Genomic DNA, 18,971 nt, shown 5'->3' on the forward strand with positions numbered 1-18,971 from the left:
TAAAACTGTGGGCTATACTTCCAGCCGGGCCTTGGTTTCCTGGTACAGCATTTCTTCCGGCTCAGATGCCACGGCCGCGTTTTTATCCTTGAAAAGAAGAATAAATACGAGCAGAACGGCCGCCGCAATGCCCGCCGGAATCAGCCAAATCATTTGCCAATTGTGCGTATCGCCGGCGTTTTTATATCGGTCTACGATTTCACCCGAAATGAGGGAGCCAATGAGCATGCCGACGCCGTACGTGGCCAGCGTAATAAATCCTTGCGCGGCGCTTTTAAATTGTTCACCCGCTAAATTATCGGTGTAAATCTGGCCGGTCACGAAAAAGAAATCGTAGCAAATGCCGTGCAGCACAATGCCCGCAATAAGCATCCAGTACGTGGTGTCGGCGTTGCCGTAAGCGAAGAAAATATAGCGCAGCACCCAGGCAAACATGCCAATAGCCAACATCTTTTTTACGCCGAGCCGCACAAAAAACACCGGTATGAGCAGCATAAATAACACCTCCGACACCTGCCCCAAGCTTTGAATGCCCGCGGCCGATTTCATGCCGGTTTCATTTAAGAAAGGATTGGTAAAACCGTAGTAAAAAGATAGTGGAACACAAATAGCCACCGAGGCTAGAAAAAATATTAGATAAGACCTATTCTTCAGCAGCCCAATTGCCTCCAGGCCCAGCATTTCTCCCACGGTGCTCTTGCCGGCTTTTTTTATCGGTGGGGTGGCGGGCAGCGTGAAGCTGAAAACGCCTAGCAAGGCGGAAGCGCCGGCGGCCATTTTGAAGGTGAGGCCCAAATTTCCGCTCTGCTCCCAGTTCAGCCACCCTATGGTGATGCCGGCCACAATCCAGCCCAGCGTGCCTAATACGCGAATAAGCGCAAATTCCTTCTGCGGGTTTTTCATTTGCCGGAAGGAAATGGAATTAACTAGAGCCAACGTTGGCATATACAAAATCATATACACCAAGATGTTGGGATAAAAGCTGCTAAAATCGGCGGCAGTAGAGGCCAGCCACAGCAACACGGCTCCCACCAAATGCAGAATCCCTAATATTTTCTGCGCTGAAAAATAGCGGTCCGCAATTAAGCCGATAATAAAGGGCGCAACAATAGCGCCGATGGATTGGGTTAAAAACGCAGTTCCAACTTGCGAGCCCGTGGTATTGAGATTTTTCAACAGATAAGTCCCCAACGTAACGAACCAGGCGCCCCAAATAAAGAACTCCAGAAACATCATGATGGACAACTTAATACGGATGGTTGAAGTCATGAGATTCTCGATTTAATTTGAGTGGGTACATACAAAATGGCACCGGCCTAATTCATTAGTGGGCCAGTCCTTATCTACTGCTTGGCAAGTACTGCGGGCTATTTTTGGCTATACTGTAGCCCACGCTTTGTCGCCTTTTTTGTACGGCACGCAACCATCGTAGCGGCCCGGGACTGGGGCGTAACGCAGGGCTTTTGTGCTACCTATTTCCGAGGTAAAATATCCCAGCAGGGTCAATTCTTTCATCATGCGGAAATACCGGCTAGGGTCGTCTTTGCGGCGGTTCTGCGTGAAGTCTTTCTGCTCTGTGTCCCGCTTGGTCAGGAAGGCGGTTCGTTGCTCGGGCGTGCAGTCGAGAAAAGCCTTGCCGTGCTCTTTTTTGCAGTCTTCGTTGAGCTGCACCAAGCCGGCTTTAAATACTTTTTGGTCGGCGGGCGTGTAGCAGTCCCGCACCATAACGGCCATAAAGCTGCCTACTTTGGCCGCTTTGGCGCCGGGCGTTTGGGTGGTGGGCAGAATGGTTTCGCCCACCTCATCGAGCAAATCAATTTGCTTCTGACTCAGAAACTCCTCGTTCTTCTTGCTCTTGTTTGCAGCGGACTTTTCCTTTTCGGCAGGAGAACTGCAACCACTCAAAAAATACTCGGCTCCTAATACGGTGCCGCCCATAAGCAAGGCAACCCGCGCAATAGCGTCTCTACGATTCATGGGAGGTGCGCTTAGATGTTTTGTTTCTTCAGTTCGCTTACGGCGTGGTCCACGGCGCGGGCAGTCAGGGCCATGTAGGTCAGGGACGGATTCTGGCACGCCGAGGAAGTCATGCAGGCTCCATCCGTGACGTACACGTTGGGCGCGTCCCACACTTGATTGTATTTGTTCAGGACCGAGGTTTTGGGGTCCTTACCCATGCGCGCCGTTCCCATTTCGTGAATGCCGCCGCCCATGGCGTAGCCGTTGTTGTAGGTTTTCACGTTTTTGAGGCCGGCCTTTTCCAGCATTTCCTGCGCGTCCTGCATCATGTCGATGCGCATTTTCTGCTCGTTTTCGCCGATGGCTGCGTCCAGGGCCAGCACGGGCAGGCCCCACTTGTCTTTCTTGGTTTTGTCGAGGTAGGCGCGGTTCTGGTGGTTGGGCAGCGTCTCACCGAAGCCGCCTAGCCCCATCGTCCACTTGCCGGGCTCGGTCAGGGCTTCCTTGAATTCGGCCCCAATGCTCATTTCGGCTACTTCGCGGCTCCAGCCCTCGCGGCCGGCGGCGCCCTGGTAGCCAAAGCCACGGAGGTAGTCGCGCTTGTCGCCGAACAGGTTGCGGTAACGCGGCACATAAATGCCGTTGGCCCGCTGCCCGTACACGTACTTGTCCTCGTACCCTTCCGCGTCGCCGTGGGCGCCCACCCGGAAATGGTGGTCCATAAGGTTGTGCCCTAACTCGCCACTGCTGCTGCCCAAGCCATCGGGCCACACCTCGGTAGCCGAATTCATCAGCACCCAAGCCGAGTTGAGCGCCGAGGCATTGAGGAAAATGATTTTGGCGAAGTACTCGTATGTCTGGTTGGTTTCGGCGTCCAGCACTTCCACGCCCGTTGCTCTCTTGGTGTCCTTGTCGTACAGGATTTTGGTGACGATGGAAAACGGGCGCAACGTGAGGTTGCCGGTGGCTACGGCCGCCGGCAACGACGCCGACTGCGTGCTGAAATACGCTCCGAACGGACAGCCAAGCCAGCATTTGTTGCGATACTGGCAGCTCACGCGGTTGTTGTGGGCCACCGTAATATTGGCCGTGCGGCCGATAATCATGTGCCGCTTGCTGTCATACTGTTTCTTGATGCGGGCCGCCACGTCCTGCTCCACGCAGTTCATGTTCATGGGCGGCATAAAGGCCCCGTCGGGCAGGTGTGGCAGCCCTTCTTTGGAACCGCTGATGCCGGCAAATTTCTCTACGTGGGTGTACCAGGGAGCCAGCTCGGCGTAGCGAATGGGCCAGTCGACGGCAATACCGTCTTTGGCGTTGGCTTCGAAATCGTAGTCGCTCAGGCGGTAGGACTGCCGGCCCCACATGAGGGAGCGGCCCCCCACATGGTAGCCCCGAAACCAATCGAATGGTCTCACCTCGACGTAGGGACTTTCCTTTTCGTTTACCCAGTACGACAAGTTGCTCTCGTTCAGGGTATAATCTCGCTTGAGCACTGGGTAGTCGGCTATCATCTGCTGGGTTTTGCCCCCGCGGTGCGGCAGTTCCCAGGGCGCTTTGTTGGCATTCACATAGTCCTTGACGTGTTCTATGTTGCGGCCTCGCTCCAGCATAATTGTTTTCAATCCTTTCTCGGTCAGCTCTTTGGCTGCCAAGCCGCCAGAGATACCTGAACCGATAACAATGGCGTCGTACGTATTCTTTTCCATGAACTGCGGGTGGGAGAGAAGAGAGAGGAACAGATAAGCTACGCGAGGGCCGCGTTCCGGTTAGGGCGTACGCACCCGGTACAAGCCGGCGCCGTGGGGCGGAATGGCGGCCGAAAACTCGGCCGAAAAGCTGCCTAGCTCCTTTTGCTGCCATAAGTCGCGGACGGCCGGTTGGCCGCTCACGCCCAGTTCGGTCCAGCTTACGCGGACCGTGGCCGTGGCCTTGTCCTGTAAATTAAAAAAAGCTACGTACTTATCCTTGGAATTTGGCACATCGGCGGCCCACACAATGGTGCCATTGCGGCGGAATAGCTCCCGGTTGTTGGCGCTATGCTGGTTGACGGCCAGCGCTTCGTCGTTGGTAGTCAGCTTGATAGCCAGCGAATCGTTGTCCGGCAAATTGCCGCCGAGCATAAGTGGCGAGCGAAAAATACTCCAGAGCGTCATCATGGTGTACTGCTCGTTGGGCGTGAAATATGTGTAGCGGCCCATTACTTCGCCGCCCGCCTTGGTTTTGGCTTTCTCGATTTGATCGGGAGAGCCGGAGCGCATGCCGAAGCGCCCTAGCGCTACCAAATCGGCATCGGGCCAGCCGCCGGCCGTTACGTGGGGAGCCCAGTTGCGACACAGGTCAAATTGCTTGCGCAAAGACTTCCAGTCGTCCCAAAAATCGGCCGAAATGCGCCACATGTTGGCGTGCTCCCGCAGGTGCTTGACGTTGCCGACCAGTGCCGGGCCGGGTGAGAGACTGAGCACGATGGGCCGGCCGGAATTGGCAATAGCCTTGCTCAGGCCCGCAATTTCGTCGGCGTGGTAGGGGTAGCTCATGTCATCGGCCTTGATAAAGTCGACGCCCCAGCTAGCGTAGAGCTTGGCTAGCGAGTTGTAGTATTCCTGGCCGCCGGGCTTGCTCATGTTCACGCCGTACAACCCGCCGTACCACTCGCAGGTGTCGGGGTAATTCACGATGTCGCGGGCGTGGTAGGTGGTGCCCAAGATGGGCGTGTTCTGGTCGACGGCCTTCCAGTTGATGCCCCGCATAATGTGGATGCCGAACTTCAAGCCGTTCTGGTGCAGGTAGTCGGCCAGCGGCTTGAAGCCTTGCCCGCCTTTGGCAGAAGGAAACCGGTTTTCGGCGGGTTGCAGCCGGCCGTAGGCATCAATGGTCAGGTCGGGTTTGCGGCGAGTGAAAGTCTTGATATTCTCGGTGGGCGAAAACCAATTGATATCCACTACCACGTACTCGTAGCCGTGCTTTTTGAGGTTTTTGCTCAGGTATTCAGCATTGCTGCGAACTTCCTGCTCGGTTACGTCCACACCAAACGCTATCCAGCTATTCCAGCCCATCGGCGGTTTGGGCGCTCGGGCAGCCACGGCCGGCGTGCTCTGCGCCTGAATTGCCTCGGCGACTGGGCGTTTTGCCTGCTCCTGGCACCCACACACCACGGCGCTCAGCAGGGAAAGTAGCAAGCTAACGCATTGCCAAAATCGAGGATACAGCATAGCGTGGAGAGTAAGCAACTAGAAAAACAGACGAATGCACGGATAAGGCCGTCCGAAAACGTGTGTCATTCCGAGTAGCGCGAGGAATCTGAGTGCCTATCCGGCCCCGTTTACTCAGATTCCTCGCGCTACTCGGAATGACAACCTGACAACACGCGTAGCCCAAACGGGTCGCTAAAACACCATCGTGATGATGGAGTGAGCCGGGGACGTGGTTTTGGCGAGCTTGCCGGCAATGTTCACCTGGAAGTCCTGGGCCTTGTCGGTTTTGTTGAAGGCTATCACCGCGATTTTGCCGTCGGGGTTGCGGAAGGCGGTGGCCAGCAGGTCGTCGCTGTAGGAGGAGGTGGCCAGGCGGCGGGCACCGGGGCGCACGAACTTGGAAAAGTGGCCCAGATAGTAGAACGAATTCATGTACGTGACCTGGCCGGTGCGCGTGTTGGCAATGACCGGGGCGTAGCAGAAGTTGTTGACGTGGTTGGGGCCGCCCTGCTCGTTGAGAATCATGTTCCAATCGGTCCAGCCTTCGGCGCCGTTGTTGAAGTCGTTCACCAAGGACTCACCGTAGATTTCGCCCCAGTTCCAGTCGTTGATTTTCGCGTACTCAAACGGGTAGTTGCAGCCTTCGGAGAAGAGCAAGTGCTTGTCGGGGAAAGACTCGCGGACGCGCTGCACGTTTTCGAAGTGGTTGCCGACGTACCAGTGGAAAGCCATGCCCCAGATGTATTTGGCGGCTTCGGGGTCGTTGTAGGCGGCTTGGGCGCGCACGTGCATGGGCCCGCGGTTGTGGTCCCAGATCATGAGTTTGAGCCGGTCGAGGTTGGCGCGTTTCAGCTCCGGGCCCAGGTGGTCGCGCACGAAGTTTTTCTCGTCTTCGGCGCTGAAGATGCACGACTCCCAGGTTTGCTTGGCCAGGGGCTCGTTCTGCACCGTGAGGCCCCACATCGGGATGCCGGCCTTCTCGTACTCATTCACGAAACGCGAGAAATAACGGGCCCAGGTGCGGCGGTATTCGGGCTTGAGCTGGCCGCCTTGCAGCATGTTGTTGTTGGTCTTCATCCAGGCCGGCGGGCTCCACGGCGAAGCGTACATGGTGATCTTGTTGCCGGCGGTCTGTAGGGCCGCTTTGATAAACGGAATTCGGTACTTCTGGTCGTGGGCCAGCGAGAAGCTGTTGAGCGTGGTGTCGCCGTCCTGCACGTAAGTATAGCTCTCGCTGGAAAAGTCGCAGCTATGAATGTGGGTGCGGCCCAGCGAGTAGCCGATGCCCTTCTGCGGGTCGAAATAGGCCGTGAGCAGCTCCTGCTGCTTGTCTTTGGGCAACTTGTAGAACGTCTCCGCGGTGGCATCGGTGAAGGCCCCTCCCACCCCTACAATGGTTTGGAACGGCCGGCGGTAATCGACGAAAATGGTAACCGATTGCTCGGCCGGTTCATCGACGGCCGTGAAGGAAACCGGGGCTTGCTTGGTGAGGCGGTTGGTGGTGCCTTTGGCCGTGAGGTAGACGTCGGCCTGCGTGGGGTTGGGCGCCGGAAGCTGAGCCTCTTTGTCGGTTTGCCCGCTTTCGGCGGTGGCGGCCTGGTTTTCCGCGGTTTTCTTGGTTTCGCAGCCAGTTACGGCGGCAGCCAGCAAGCTGGCCACTAGGAAGCGTTTGGAGAGCATATAAGAACTGGAAGGGTGAACAAAGGAAGAATTAGGGCGTGACGGGCCAGGAGTCGGTGCGGAAGGGCGCGGCGGGCAGGCCGTCTTTGTTGAAAAGATTGGCGAAGGGGCTGTTGCTCCAGGCGTAGCGCACGGCTACCGGCTTGGGTACATCCGGGCTGCTCAGCACCAGCGTGTTGCCTTCGAGTTTACCCTGCGCCCACACGAACTTTTGGTTGGCGCCGGCAATGGCAAAGCTTTTCAGCAGGGGACCGCCGGGGTCTTTCAGCACCAACCCGCCGCCCACGTTCTGAAACGCAAGCCGCACCTGATTACCCTCAATGGTCATCTTGCTGAACGCGGGCCCGGAAGCCACCACGGCGTTGTCGGCGTAGGCTACGCGGCGGGCTTGCAGGGCGAGGCGCTTGCCCACGTCCAGCTTGTTGCGCGGATGAATGTCGAGTGGGTCGCCGATGTCGATGGTGACGGCCATGCCGGTACTGGGCAGGGCCAGCGCCTTGGCCTGGGCTTCGCGCAAATCGGCCCAGGGGTAATTGGCGGGTTGGGGCTCATCTTTCTGATAACTGGCCAGCTGCACAAACAGAAACGGCAGCTTGGGTTGCTTCCACTGCGCGCGCCAATCGGTGATGAGGGCCGGAAACAAACGGCCATACTGCGCGGCACGGCCCACGTTGGTTTCACCTTGGTACCAGATCACGCCTTTCAGCGCGTAGGGCACGAGCGGCGCAATCATGGCATTGTAGAGCGTGGAAGGAACCGTGTGCGCGCCACCGGGGAAGGGGTTGCGCGGCATGTTGGCGATGTCGACGGCCGGACGGTACTGCCAGGCGCCGGCCAACGGCAGGGCTTGCCCACCTACTTCTGCCCGCAACTCCTCGGGCTGGCCCCAGATGCCGCCCCCGCCGCCAGTATCCACTACGCGCACCGCCACTACGTTGCGGCCGGGCCGAAGTGCGGCAGCTGGCACCGGATAGTGGCGCGGCACGTTATAGCCGGTTGTCTGGCCCACCAGCGTACCGTTCACCCACGTAGAATCGTTGTCGTCGACGGCGGGCAAGTGGATGGTGAGGGCTTGGCGGGCTTGCTCCGCGCTGAGCGTAAATTCCTTGCGAAACCACGCTATGCCATCGTAGTCGCGCAGTTCTGCGGTTTCTTCCCAGAGCTTGGGCAGCGGCATGGTGGCCCAGGCGCTGGCGTTGTAGGCGGGGTCGAACCAGGCTTGCTGGCCGGCGCGGTGGCCCTGCACCACGGCCGCGGGCGTTTTGAGCCAGGCAGCGTAGCGGGCATCGAAATTAGACTGCTCAGCCTTTTCCAGCTGGCCCGCAAACTCCGGGAAAGCCTTGAGGCTGGCAGAGCTGGTCCAGGACTCGGCGGGCGTGCCACCCCATTCGGAGGCAATAAGGCCCACGGGAATTTTATAGCGGCGGTGCAACTCCCGACCAAAAAAGTAAGCCACGGCCGAGAAATCAGCGGCGGTAGTGGGCGTGCAGACCTGCCAGCCGGAGCCCGTAACATCGGGCTGAGGCGCGTAGGCAGTGGTGTTGGGTACGCTCAGCAGCCGGATTTGCGGAAAATTGGCAGCGGCGGCTTCGGCTGGGCCGTTCTGGGCTTCGCGCAGAAGCCACTCCATGTTCGACTGGCCGGAAGCCAGCCAGACATCACCCACCAATACATCTTGCAGCGTGATGGTGTTACTACCCTTCACAACCAGTTCAAACGGCCCGCCAGCCGCCTGGGCGGGCAGCGTCACGGTCCATTTGCCGCCCGCGCCGGGCGTGGCGGCGTAGGTTTTGTTTCGAAAAGTGACACTTACTTTTTCGCCCGCGTCGGCCCAGCCCCAAAGCGGCAGCGGCGTATCGCGTTGGAGCACCATGTGGTCGGTGGCGAGCTTGGGCAGGCGCACGGCCGCCTGGGCCGGTGCGGCGGCTATTGGCGTAAAAAACAGAGCAGCAAGAAAACGGTGGTACTTCATCGAGCGGTGGTAGTGGGTGGATTGGGCGCTGTAGCCGGCCCAGCTACTGCAGGCGAAGCGGCGGCGCGAGTGCCGAATTGCTTGTTGGGCTTCGGCCCCATGTCGAATATCAACTCGCCGCCCGCGGCCACATCGGCGTGCGTCACGTAGGTTTTCGCGTAGGATTTGCCGTTAAGCCTTACAGCCTGAATGTACTTATTCTGCGCTGATGCTTTGCGGGCAATAACGCGAAACTGTTTGCCGCCTGCCACGTTCAGCACCGCCTCGCGCAGCAGCGGCGAACCGAACACATAGCGCCCATCGGCGGGGTTGACGGGGTACAGGCCCATGGCGGAGAAGATGTACCAAGCCGACATCTGCCCGCAGTCCTCGTTGCCGCTCAGGCCATCGGGGGCGTTGTGGTATTGGCTTTTGAGAATGTCGCGGAGGCGCTCCTGCGTGCGCCAGGGTTGGCCGGCGTAAGTGTAGAGGTAGGCAATGTGGTGGCTAGGCTCGTTGCCGTGGGCATACTGCCCCATCAGGCCCGACATGTCCTGCACGGAGCCCGTGGTGGCCTTTTTCAAGTCGAAGAGCGAATCGAGGCGCTGCACGAAACGAGGCTGGCCGCCGATGAGGCCCATGAGGCCGGGCACGTCGTGGGGCACGTACCAGAGCCACTGCCAGGCGGTGCCCTCGGTGTAGTCGGACTGGTAATCGGCTTGGTAGGGCGAGAAGGGCGTGGTCCACTGGCCGGCCGCGGTTTTGCCGCGCATAAAGCCGGTGGCGGGGTCGTAGTGCTGGCGGTAGTTCTGGCTGCGTTTGAGGAAGAACTGGTAGTCGTCGGTTTTGCCCAGGGCTTGGGCCATCTGGGCAGCGCACCAGTCGTCGTAGCTCATTTCCAGGGTTTTCGACACGCTGTTCACCTCGGTTTCGGCGGGCATGTAGCCGGCGCGGTCATAAATCTGCCAGGGCGAGTTGAAATGGTCGCGGCGTAGCGTCTGGCGAATGGCGGCGTAGGCGCGCTCGGTCTGGTCGGCGGGCAGCAGGCCCTTGCGCCAGGCATCCACCACAATGGGCACGGCATGGTTACCAATCATGGTGTGGGCCTCATTGCCCCAAATGGCCCAGATGGGCAGGTAGCCGGTTTGGTCGTGGTGGTTGAGGAAGGTGCTCAAAAATTCCGGTACCCGCTCGGGCTCGGTGAGGGTGTAGAGCGGGTTGGCAGCCCGGTACGTATCCCAGAGCGAAAGTGTGGAATACGTGGGCTGGGCGCTGCGGTGCACGTTGTAATCGGCTCCGCGGTAGTCGCCGTTTTGGTCGCTGATGAGGTTGGGCGCGACGCCCGTGTGATAGAGCGACGTGTAGAAGATGGTTTTCTGCTCCGGCGTGCCGTCTACTTTGATTTTAGCCAGGTGTATTTCCCATTCCTGGCGGGCCTGCTCGCGTACCTGCTCGAAATTCCAGCCCGGCAGCTCGGCTTGCAGGTTTTGGCGCGCGCCTTCCACACTCACCGACGACAAACCTACCTTCAGCAACAGTGGCCGGGCGGGTCCCAGGTCCGTGAACTGAAACGCGGCCTGCAGCTCCTGGCCCCGCAGCTGGCGGTGGCCCTTCTGGTAGCGCCCATCAAAGTACACGCCGGTTTCGGCGACCGGGCGGGATAGTTTCAGGACAAAGTACACTGCCTGCATCCGCGCCCAACCCGTGGACAGGCGGTAGCCGCTGATGGTGGAATCGTTTTCGATGGTGAGCTGCGAATCCAGTACCCGCTCGGGCAGGCCCCAGTCGCGCTTGGGGTCGATGCCGTGCTTCAGGTCGAGGATGACGTGGCCGGCGCTGCCGCCCTGAAACGTGTACCGGTGCAAACCGGCGCGGGCGGTGGCCGTGAGTTCTACCTGCACCTTGGGCTCGTCTAAAAACACCGAGTAGTAGCCGGGAGCGGCCTTTTCGGTGCGGTGCGAGAAGCGCGAGCGGTAGCCGGTTTCGGGCGCTTTAGTGGTGCCGGGCCCAAACTGCAGCGGGCCAGTGTTGGGCATCACCAGAATGTCGGCAAAGTCCGCGATGCCGGTGCCGCTGAGGTGAGTGTGCGAAAAGCCGAGGATGGTGGAATCGGGATAGTGGTAGCCGCCGCAATGGTCCCAGCCGGTGTCGTCGGTGTCGGGCGAGAGCTGCACCATGCCGAAGGGGCGCGTGGGCCCCGGAAAGGTGTGCCCATGTCCGCCCGTACCAATGAAGGGATTAACGTAGGTGGTGAGGCGAGTGGTGGGTTTGGGTTTGCTAAATTTTGCTTGCGCCGCTGCCGGGTGTTGGGCAGCAAGCGAGGACAACATCAACAGGATGCGGTAAACTAGTTGCTTGGGCATCATCGAACGAGAAAAAAAAAACTACTGCCCGGCGGCTGCACTCATCGAGGGCGGCCAGGTGCCGGGCGCGGCGCCAAACTGCTTGTTGGGCTGCGCGCCCATCGTAAACTCCAGCGTGCCGCCGCGCACCAGGTCGGTGTGGCGCAGGTAGGTTTTGTCGTAGGCTTTGCCATTGAGGGTGATGGCCTGGATGTACTTGTTGGCCGCCGAGCGGTTTTTGGCCCGCACGCGGAACGTCTTGGCTGGGCCCGCGGGGGCACTTACTTGCACGGCAACTTCATCGAAAAGCGGCGTGCCGAAGACGTAGGTGCCGTCGGCGGGATTGACCGGGTAAAAGCCGAGCGCCGAGAAGATGTACCAGGCCGACATTTGCCCGCAGTCTTCGTTGCCGCTCAGGCCGTCGGGCGTGTTGTTGTACATCGAGGCCCGGATTTCGCTCACCTTTTCCTGCGTTTTCCAGGGTTGGCCGGCGTAGCTATAGAGGTAGGCGACGTGGTGGCTGGGCTCGTTGCCGTGGGCATATTGGCCCACCAGCCCGCTCACGTCCGGGGGCGCGTCGCCGACTACTTCCGAGCTTTGGGCGAAGAGCGCGTCGAGCTTTTGCACGAACTTATCGGGGCCACCCAGCAGCTTGGCCAGGCCGTGCACGTCCTGGGGCACAAACCAGGTGTACTGCCAGGAATTGCCCTCGGTGAAGTCGCTGCCGCCGGCGCTGGGTTTAGCGCCGTGGGGGTTCACGGCTTTGGGGTCGAAGGGCGTCACCCACTGCCCGGCCGCCGACTTGCCGCGCGCGAAGCCCACGCTGGGGTCAAACACGTTGCGGTAGTTGGTGGCGCGCTTGGCAAAGAGCTGCTGGTCTTCTTTTTTGCCCAGGGCCTGGGCCATCTGCGCAATGCACCAGTCGTCGTAGGCATACTCCATCGTTTTCGATACCGATTCGCCTTCCGCTTCGGTCGGGATGAAGCCGTACTGCTGGTAGCCGGCCAGGCCCCGGTCGGGCACGGTGGCCGAGTGACGCATGGCCGCAAAGGCCTTTTGAGCGTCGAAGCCGCGGTAGCCTTTCTGGTAAGCATCCACAATGACCGGCACCGAGTGGTAACCGATCATGCAGTAGGTTTCGTTGCCGGCCAGCGGCCACACGGGCAGCAGCTTGAACTGGTCATAATGGGCCAGCATACTCTGCACCATGTCGTTTATCCGCTCGCCCTGCACCAGGGTGTAGAGCGGGTGCGCGGCCCGGAACGTGTCCCAGAGCGAAAACACGGTGTAGTTAGTAAAGCCTTGCGCCTTATGCACGGCCTTGTCGAGGCCGCGGTACTGCCCGTCCACGTCCTGGTACAGATAGGGCGCCAGCAGGGTGTGGTAGAGAGCCGTATAGAAAATCTCCTTGTCCTTGCGGCTGGCCGTCGTGACCTGCATTTTTTGCAGTTCTTTTTCCCAGGCCTGCCGGGCCTGAGCTTTGGTTTTCTCGAAGTTCCAGCCCGGCAGCTCGGCTTGGAGGTTCTGTTTGGCGCCAGCCACGCTCACCGCCGACAGGGCCACTTTCACCAGAATTGGCTCACTAGCGCGGGTCTTATAATCGACGTAAGCCTGCACGCTTTTGCCGCTGGCGGTGCGCTGGCCGGGCCGGGCCTTGCCGTGGGTGCCGACACCAGACAAAGCGAACGGCTTGGAGAAGCGCGCCACGAAATACACGTACTGCTCCTTGGCCCAGCCCGTAGACTGACGCATGCCGCTAATGGTGGAATCGTTTTCGATGTTTACGCTGAGTACGGCCAGCGAATCGGTGGCTTCCTTACCGGTTCCCCAGTTGATGGCGTGGGCCAGGTTGAGCACGATATGGGCCTGGTCGGACTGCGGAAACACGTACTTATGGAAGCCCACCCGCGGGGTCACGGTCAGCTCGGCCTGGATTTTGGGGTCTTGCAGAAACACCGAATAGAAGCCGGGCGCGGCCTTTTCCTGCTGGTGCGAGAAGCGGGAGCGGTAGCCGGCATCGGGGTTGTCGCGGGGGCCGGGCACGAGTTGAAGCGGGCCGGTAGTGGGCATCACCAGAATATCGAGCAGGTCGCCCACGCCGGTGCCGCTGAGGTGGGTGTGCGAGAAGCCCATGATGGACTGGTCGGACTGATGATAGCCCGAGCTCCAATCCCAGCCTTCGTTGTAGGTGTCGGGGGAGAGTTGTACCATGCCAAAGGGCAGCGCCGCCCCCGGAAATGTGTGCCCATGCCCGCCCGTGCCAATGAAGGGGTTGACGTAATCAGTGAGGCGGACCGGGGCGGGTTTGGTCTGGGTTTGTGCTGTGGCCGCTGAACCAGAGCATAGCACCAACAGCAGCAGGCCGAACAGACGGAAAGGCGAAAGAGTCATTGGACAAGTAACATTACAGTGGGATAACTATCTGGGGTGGAGCACAACCGCCGCCACGAGGCGCTACAGCTGCCGTTGCACTCCACCCAAGACAGCCAGTGACTAAGATTGCTCCTGGGTTTTTAGTTGAATTCCAGCGGCCACTAGGATTCAACTAAAAACCCAGGAGCAATCTTATCTACCTGTAGGGTTCGTTAATTAAAAACGAATCAACCCTACAGTTCATTACAACTTTTTCCACTCCGCAAACTCAATAGGTCTGAGTACACGGGCGGTGCTTTACACCTCTCCTGCTACCGGGCCACGATGATGCGGCGGGTGAGCAAGCCAGCGGATGTGGTTACGCGCAGCAGGTAGACACCTTGGCGCACACTGCCCACGGGCACCGTGAGCTGGTTGAGTCCCGCTTTCATCGAGGCTTCCGCCTTGGGCACGGCCGTGCGCCCCGTCATATCTACCAGTTGCAAGCCCACCGCTTGCGCCTTCTCAGCCGTGTATTCGAGACGGATTTCCGAATCCACTGTCGTCGGGTAGACTTGCAGACGCAGCTCCTCGGCCAGGTTAGCGGCTGTGGTCAATACGCCGGCCGAGCGGGCGGCCCCGAGGTCGGTGAAGGTCCAGCGCTGGTTGTTAGCGCCTTGGCTGGTGTAGTCGGTGTACTGCTGCACCTGCGCGCCGTTGGCGGTGCTCGGGCCATCTACGTCGAGCACCTTGCCTGAGTACACGCTCTCAATCTTGTACTGACTGTTGCCCAGGCTCACAATGCGAAACTTCTGATTGTCGGCGTAGTAGTTGGTGAACTGCTGCGCCTTGGCGCCGTCGGCGTAGCTTGGCCCGGCAATGTCGAGCACCTTTTGCGAGTACATGCTCACGAGTTGGTATTGGCCGTTGCCAGCGTCATCCAGGCGCCACATCTGGTTGTTAGCGCCCTGGCTGGTGTAATCGTCGTACTGCTGCACCTTGGCGCCATCGGCCGTGCTGGGGCCATCTACGTCCAGCACTTTGCCCGAGTATACGCTTGTGATGCGGTACTTGTGCCCTGCTACCAGGCCGTTCGTGCTGCCGCCGCCCGTATTGCCGGTGGGTGTGGCCCCGTTTTGCGTGCCACTCCACTTAAAAGTAACCACGGCACCCGCGGGCAGCGTGTAATTGAAAGCCTGGTTGCCCCAGCGTACTTTGAAGGTATTTTGCGAGGAGCTGTTGTTGACGGCAACCAGTACCTTGGAACCATCAGGGTTCTTGAAAGCCACATTCTCGATGCCGCCGCTGTAGGAGTTGGACGCAATGCGCACGGCGCCCGAGTTCACAAACTTACTGGCGTGGCCAAAGGCGTAGTATTCCACGTTGCGGGTCACGTTGCCATTGTTGTTGTCGATGGTGACGATGCCGCGGCAGGTGCTACAGCCGCCGTTGGTGGGGCCGTTGTTTTGGTCGAGGGCCAGGTTCCACATCATCACGCTCTTGGCCCAGTTGCGCACCGAGCCAATAATCAAGTTTGAGAGCGTCCACTTCAAGTCCCCACCGAAGTCGGAGCCGGTAGTGCCGGAGCACTCCGTAAACCAAATGTCCTTGTCGGGGTGGGCGTCGCGGGTGGTGCTTTGGTTGCCCACCGAGCCGCCGTAGCAGTGGAAAGCGGAGCCGGCGGCGTACTGCTTGGCCGCGGCGTCGGCATACACATCATTGGGGTAGTCGGGCCGGTCCCAGTTGTGGTCGTACACAATGAGCTTGGTATTGATGCCTGCATTGCGGAAAGCCGGTCCGATGTTGTTTTTCAGGAAGCTGGCCTGGTTGCCGGGGTCCATGCGCATGGAGGCGTACGGGGCCGAAAACAAAGGCTCATTCTGGAGCGTAACGGCATAAATTGGCAGGCCCTCCGCCGCGTAGGCCTGCACGTACCGCACGAAGTAGTTGGCGTAGGTCTGGTAGTAGGCCGTGTTCAGCCAGCTCCCGTTCCACACGTAGTTTTCCTTCATCCACAGCGGGGCCGTCCAGGGAGAACCCATGATCTTGAGGTCCGAGTTTTTGGCGCGGGCGGCCTTCAACACCGGAATCAGGTCGGTCTTGTCGTAGTTGATGGAGAAGTTGTTGAGGTTAGTATCGGTCTGGCCCTGCGGAATGTCGTTGTAGGTGTGGTTTTGGAGCGAGAAATCCGAAGCGCCCATCGTGTGCCGTACAATGCTAAAGTGCACACCGCCGCTGCCGAAAAGGTCCGAGAGCAAGGCGTCGCGCTGGCTGGCGTTCATCCGCTGGTTGATGAGGTAGGCCGACGAGCCCGTCATGGAAGCGCCGAAACCGTCCATGCTCTGGTAGGTCGTGTTCTCCTCTACTGCAATGGTGGTCGGGTTGGTGCCGCTGTCGGCCCCGAAGCTCACGTTGCCTTGCTGTTCGAGCAGCTTGCTCCGGTCGCCGTACGTGAGCCAAACGCTCACCGTTTCGTTGGCCTGCGTGCCGAGTGTACCGGCCGGCGCCGAGGCGGGCCGGAAGGCGCTGAGCCCGCAGAGCGTGAGGCTGCCGGCCAACAGGCCCAGCAGCGGACGAGAGTAGTTTTTCATAGTGGTTGGTGGGGTTTGGTGGAAAGGAACAGAAGGCTCCGAAAACGGAGTAAGAAATCAAGTAAGTGAAGCAGTAGAAGGCAGTTACCTACCTCCTACTGCTTCTACATCTACTTAGCGGGCCACAATGATGCGGCGGGTGAGTAAGCCAGCGGATGTGGTCACGCGCAGCAGGTACACGCCCTGACGCGCACTACCCACGGGCAGCGTGAGCCGGTTGAGCCCCGCTTTCACCGAAGCCTCCGCTTTGGGCACGGCTGTGCGGCCGGTCATGTCTACCAGTTGTAAGCCTACAGCCTGCGCCTTCTCGGCCGTGTATTCGAGCCGGATTTCCGAATCCACCGTCGTCGGGTACACTTGCAGGCGCAACTCCTCGGCCTTGCTAGCCGCCGAAGGGCTCGTGGCTAGGGCCGTGCGGCCGGAGGTGCCGAGGTCGGTGAAGGTCCAGCGTTGGTTGTTGGCGCCTTGGCTGGTGTAGTCGGTGTACTGCTGCACCTGCGCGCCGTTGTTGTAGGAAGGACCGTCCACGTCGAGCACCTTGCCCGAGTACACGCTCTCGATCTTGTACTGGCTGTTGCCCAGGCTCACAATGCGGAACTTCTGGTTGGCAGAATAAAAGTTGTCGTACTGCTGCGCTTTGGCACCATCGCTGAAGGAAGGCCCGGCGATGTCGAGCACCTTGCCCGAGTAGAGATTCTCAAACTGCACCTCGCCGTTGCCGGCATCCTTCACCCGCCATTTCTGGCCGGCGCTGCCATCGTAGTCGTACTGCTGCACCCGCGTGCCGTTGTCGTAGGTAGGCCCATCCACATCCAGCACCTTGCCGGAGTACACGCTCGATATTTTGTAGACGTTGCCCGCCACGATGCCATTGCTACCGCCACCCGTGCTGCCGCCCCCATTCTGCGTACCGCTCCACTTGAAGGTGGCCACCGCGCCCGCGGGCAAAGTGTAGCTGAACGCTTGGTCGCCCCACTTCACTTTAAAGGTGTTTTGCGAGGAGCCGTTATTGAGTGCTACCAGCACTTTTGAACCATCGGGGTTTTTGAAAGCCACATTCTCAATGCCGCCGCTGTAGGAGTTGGACGCGATGCGCACGGCATCATTCTTCACGAATTTGCTGGCGTGCCCGAAGGCGTAGTATTCTACGTTGCGCGTCACGTTGCCCGTGTTGTTGTCGATGGTCACGACGCCGCGGCAGCTAATGCAGCCGTTGTTGGTGGGGCCGTTGTTCTGGTCCAGGGCCAGGTTCCACATCAGCACGCCCTTAGCCCAGGCCCTAGTCGAGCCGATGATCAGGTTGGAAAGCGTCCACTTCAAATCCCCGCCGAAGTCGGAACCAACGGTGCCGGAGCACTCAGTCATCCAGATGCCTTTGTCGGGAAAGTCGTTGTGCACTCCGTTTTGCTGATCGGGCGTGCCCGAGTAGCAGTGGAAGGCCGAGCCAGCTGCGTACCGCCGGGCTTCAGAATCAGCAAAGGCTTCGTTGACGTAGCCCGGCGAATCCCAGGCATTATCATAAACGACAAGCTTGGTGTTGATGCCCGCGTTGGCGAAGGCCGGCCCGATGTGGTAGCGCAGGAAGTTGCTCTGCTGATAAGCAAACATCTGCATGGTTGGGTAGTAGTCCGAGGTGGCAAAGGGCTCGTTCTGCAGCGTAACGGCATAAATGGGCAATCCCTCGTTGGCAAAAGCCTGAATGTACTTGACGAAATAGTTAGCGTACACGCCGTACTTATCGTCAGCCAACGAGCTGCCTTTGAGGGTGTAGCTGTTCTTCATCCAGGCCGGCGCGCTCCAGGGCGTACCCATAATGCGCAAGCTGCTGTTCTTCGCCCGCGCCGCCTTCAACATTGGAATCACATCGGCCTGGTCCGGCGCGATGGAGAAGTTATTCAGGCTGAAGTCGGTCTGGCCCTGTGGCACATCGTTGTAAGTGTAGTCGTAGAGCGAGAAATCCGAGGCCCCGATGCTGTGGCGCACGAAGCTGAAGTTGAGCCCGCCTGAGCCAAACAGGTCCGAGAGCAGCGCGTCGCGCTGACTGGCGTTCATCTTCTGGTTCATCAGGTAGGCTGACGAGCCGGTCATGGCCGCCCCAAAGCCGTCCATACTTTGGTACGTCGTGTTTTCGTCGACCGTGATGGTCGTGGGGTTGCTGCCGCTGTCGGCCCCGAAGCTGATGTTGCTTTGCTGCTCCAGCAGCTTGCTCTGGTTGCCGTACGTGAGCCAGACGCTCACCACTTCGTTGGCTTGCGTGCCTTGGGTACTCAGCGGAACCGGCGCGGGCCGGAAGGCGCTCAGCCCGCACAGGGTGAGACTACCAGCCAATAAGGCGAGTAGCGGACGGGAATAGTTTCTCATAGCAGTGGGGATTTGGCTGGGAAAAGAACAAGGTGCTCCAAGACCAGAGCGAAACAGACTAGTGAAGAGGATAGGAAGCCGTTGCTGGCCTCCTGCCCTCTCTTGGCTTGCCTAGCCTATCGTGCCACAATGATGCGGCGCGTAAGCAGGCCGGCGGGTGTGGTCACGCGCAGCAGGTACACGCCCTGGCGCACCGTGCCTACCGGCACCGTCAGTTGGTTGAGCCCTTTCTTCACGCTCGCTTCTGCTTTGGGCACCACCGTGCGACCCGTCATATCTACCAGTTGCAAGCCCAGGGCCTGCGCCTTTTCGGCGGTGTATTCGAGGCGGATTTCGCTGTCTACCGTTGTCGGGTACACTTGCAGGCGCAGCTCCTCGGCCTGGCTGGCCGCCGAGTTGGCTAAGGCCGTGCTGCCTGAGGTGTTGCGCGCGGCAATGTCGTCGGTGCGGGTGCTGCCGTTCTGCGTGCCGCTCCACTGAAAGGTGGCCACGGCCCCGGCGGGCAAGGTGTAGTCGAATGCCTGGTCGCCCCACCGCACTT

The 18,971-nt window shown here is 59.7% G+C and carries 11 protein-coding genes; all 11 read right to left on the reverse strand.

What is annotated here, in order from left to right:
• Window positions 1-12: 12 nt before the first annotated feature.
• Window positions 13-1,269 (reverse strand): nucleoside permease, encoded by a 1,257-nt coding sequence (locus ACYSMN_RS23790; protein ID WP_488926424.1) that lies wholly within the window; start codon window positions 1,267-1,269, stop codon window positions 13-15.
• Between the two features lie 108 nt (window positions 1,270-1,377).
• Window positions 1,378-1,977, reverse strand: coding sequence for a gluconate 2-dehydrogenase subunit 3 family protein (locus ACYSMN_RS23795; RefSeq protein ID WP_488926425.1), 600 nt, complete (start codon window positions 1,975-1,977; stop codon window positions 1,378-1,380).
• Between the two features lie 11 nt (window positions 1,978-1,988).
• Complete coding sequence (locus ACYSMN_RS23800) at window positions 1,989-3,668, reverse strand: GMC oxidoreductase (RefSeq protein ID WP_488926426.1); 1,680 nt, start codon at window positions 3,666-3,668, stop codon at window positions 1,989-1,991.
• 60 nt (window positions 3,669-3,728) lie between these two features.
• On the reverse strand, window positions 3,729-5,171 hold the full coding sequence (locus tag ACYSMN_RS23805; protein WP_488926427.1) for a glycoside hydrolase family 27 protein: 1,443 nt from the start codon (window positions 5,169-5,171) through the stop codon (window positions 3,729-3,731).
• Between the two features lie 174 nt (window positions 5,172-5,345).
• The gene (locus tag ACYSMN_RS23810) at window positions 5,346-6,833 is read right to left on the reverse strand and encodes a glycoside hydrolase family 30 protein (RefSeq protein WP_488926428.1); all 1,488 of its coding nucleotides are present in this window, start codon (window positions 6,831-6,833) and stop codon (window positions 5,346-5,348) included.
• 31 nt (window positions 6,834-6,864) lie between these two features.
• A complete protein-coding gene (locus ACYSMN_RS23815) occupies window positions 6,865-8,805 on the reverse strand; it encodes a sialate O-acetylesterase (RefSeq protein ID WP_488926429.1) in 1,941 nt (646 codons plus the stop codon).
• Window positions 8,802-11,147: a GH92 family glycosyl hydrolase gene (locus ACYSMN_RS23820; RefSeq protein WP_488926430.1), complete on the reverse strand. Its 2,346-nt coding sequence runs from the start codon at window positions 11,145-11,147 to the stop codon at window positions 8,802-8,804. Before ACYSMN_RS23820 ends, ACYSMN_RS23815 begins: the two co-directional genes overlap by 4 nt.
• A 21-nt stretch (window positions 11,148-11,168) precedes the next feature.
• Window positions 11,169-13,517, reverse strand: a complete 2,349-nt coding sequence (locus tag ACYSMN_RS23825; protein ID WP_488926431.1) for a GH92 family glycosyl hydrolase — start codon at window positions 13,515-13,517, stop codon at window positions 11,169-11,171.
• 293 nt (window positions 13,518-13,810) lie between these two features.
• Entirely contained in the window at window positions 13,811-16,069 is a 2,259-nt protein-coding gene (locus ACYSMN_RS23830) for an RICIN domain-containing protein (protein ID WP_488926432.1), read from the reverse strand.
• Between the two features lie 114 nt (window positions 16,070-16,183).
• Window positions 16,184-18,430: an RICIN domain-containing protein gene (locus ACYSMN_RS23835; protein WP_488926433.1), complete on the reverse strand. Its 2,247-nt coding sequence runs from the start codon at window positions 18,428-18,430 to the stop codon at window positions 16,184-16,186.
• A gap of 116 nt (window positions 18,431-18,546) precedes the next feature.
• The coding region (locus ACYSMN_RS23840; protein WP_488926434.1) for a T9SS type A sorting domain-containing protein at window positions 18,547-18,971 on the reverse strand (425 nt) is incomplete at its 5' end.

Source organism: Hymenobacter sp. M1-2, assembly GCF_057808495.1.

Excerpts from the sequence above, each read along its gene's own strand:
- ACYSMN_RS23790 (WP_488926424.1), bottom strand. The coding sequence starts at position 1,269 with ATGACTTCAACCATCCGTATTAAGTTGTCCATCATGATGTTTCTGGAG.
- ACYSMN_RS23795 (WP_488926425.1), bottom strand. The coding sequence starts at position 1,977 with ATGAATCGTAGAGACGCTATTGCGCGGGTTGCCTTGCTTATGGGCGGC.
- ACYSMN_RS23800 (WP_488926426.1), bottom strand. The coding sequence starts at position 3,668 with ATGGAAAAGAATACGTACGACGCCATTGTTATCGGTTCAGGTATCTCT.
- ACYSMN_RS23805 (WP_488926427.1), bottom strand. The coding sequence starts at position 5,171 with ATGCTGTATCCTCGATTTTGGCAATGCGTTAGCTTGCTACTTTCCCTG.
- ACYSMN_RS23810 (WP_488926428.1), bottom strand. The coding sequence starts at position 6,833 with ATGCTCTCCAAACGCTTCCTAGTGGCCAGCTTGCTGGCTGCCGCCGTA.
- ACYSMN_RS23815 (WP_488926429.1), bottom strand. The coding sequence starts at position 8,805 with ATGAAGTACCACCGTTTTCTTGCTGCTCTGTTTTTTACGCCAATAGCC.
- ACYSMN_RS23820 (WP_488926430.1), bottom strand. The coding sequence starts at position 11,147 with ATGCCCAAGCAACTAGTTTACCGCATCCTGTTGATGTTGTCCTCGCTT.
- ACYSMN_RS23825 (WP_488926431.1), bottom strand. The coding sequence starts at position 13,517 with ATGACTCTTTCGCCTTTCCGTCTGTTCGGCCTGCTGCTGTTGGTGCTA.
- ACYSMN_RS23830 (WP_488926432.1), bottom strand. The coding sequence starts at position 16,069 with ATGAAAAACTACTCTCGTCCGCTGCTGGGCCTGTTGGCCGGCAGCCTC.
- ACYSMN_RS23835 (WP_488926433.1), bottom strand. The coding sequence starts at position 18,430 with ATGAGAAACTATTCCCGTCCGCTACTCGCCTTATTGGCTGGTAGTCTC.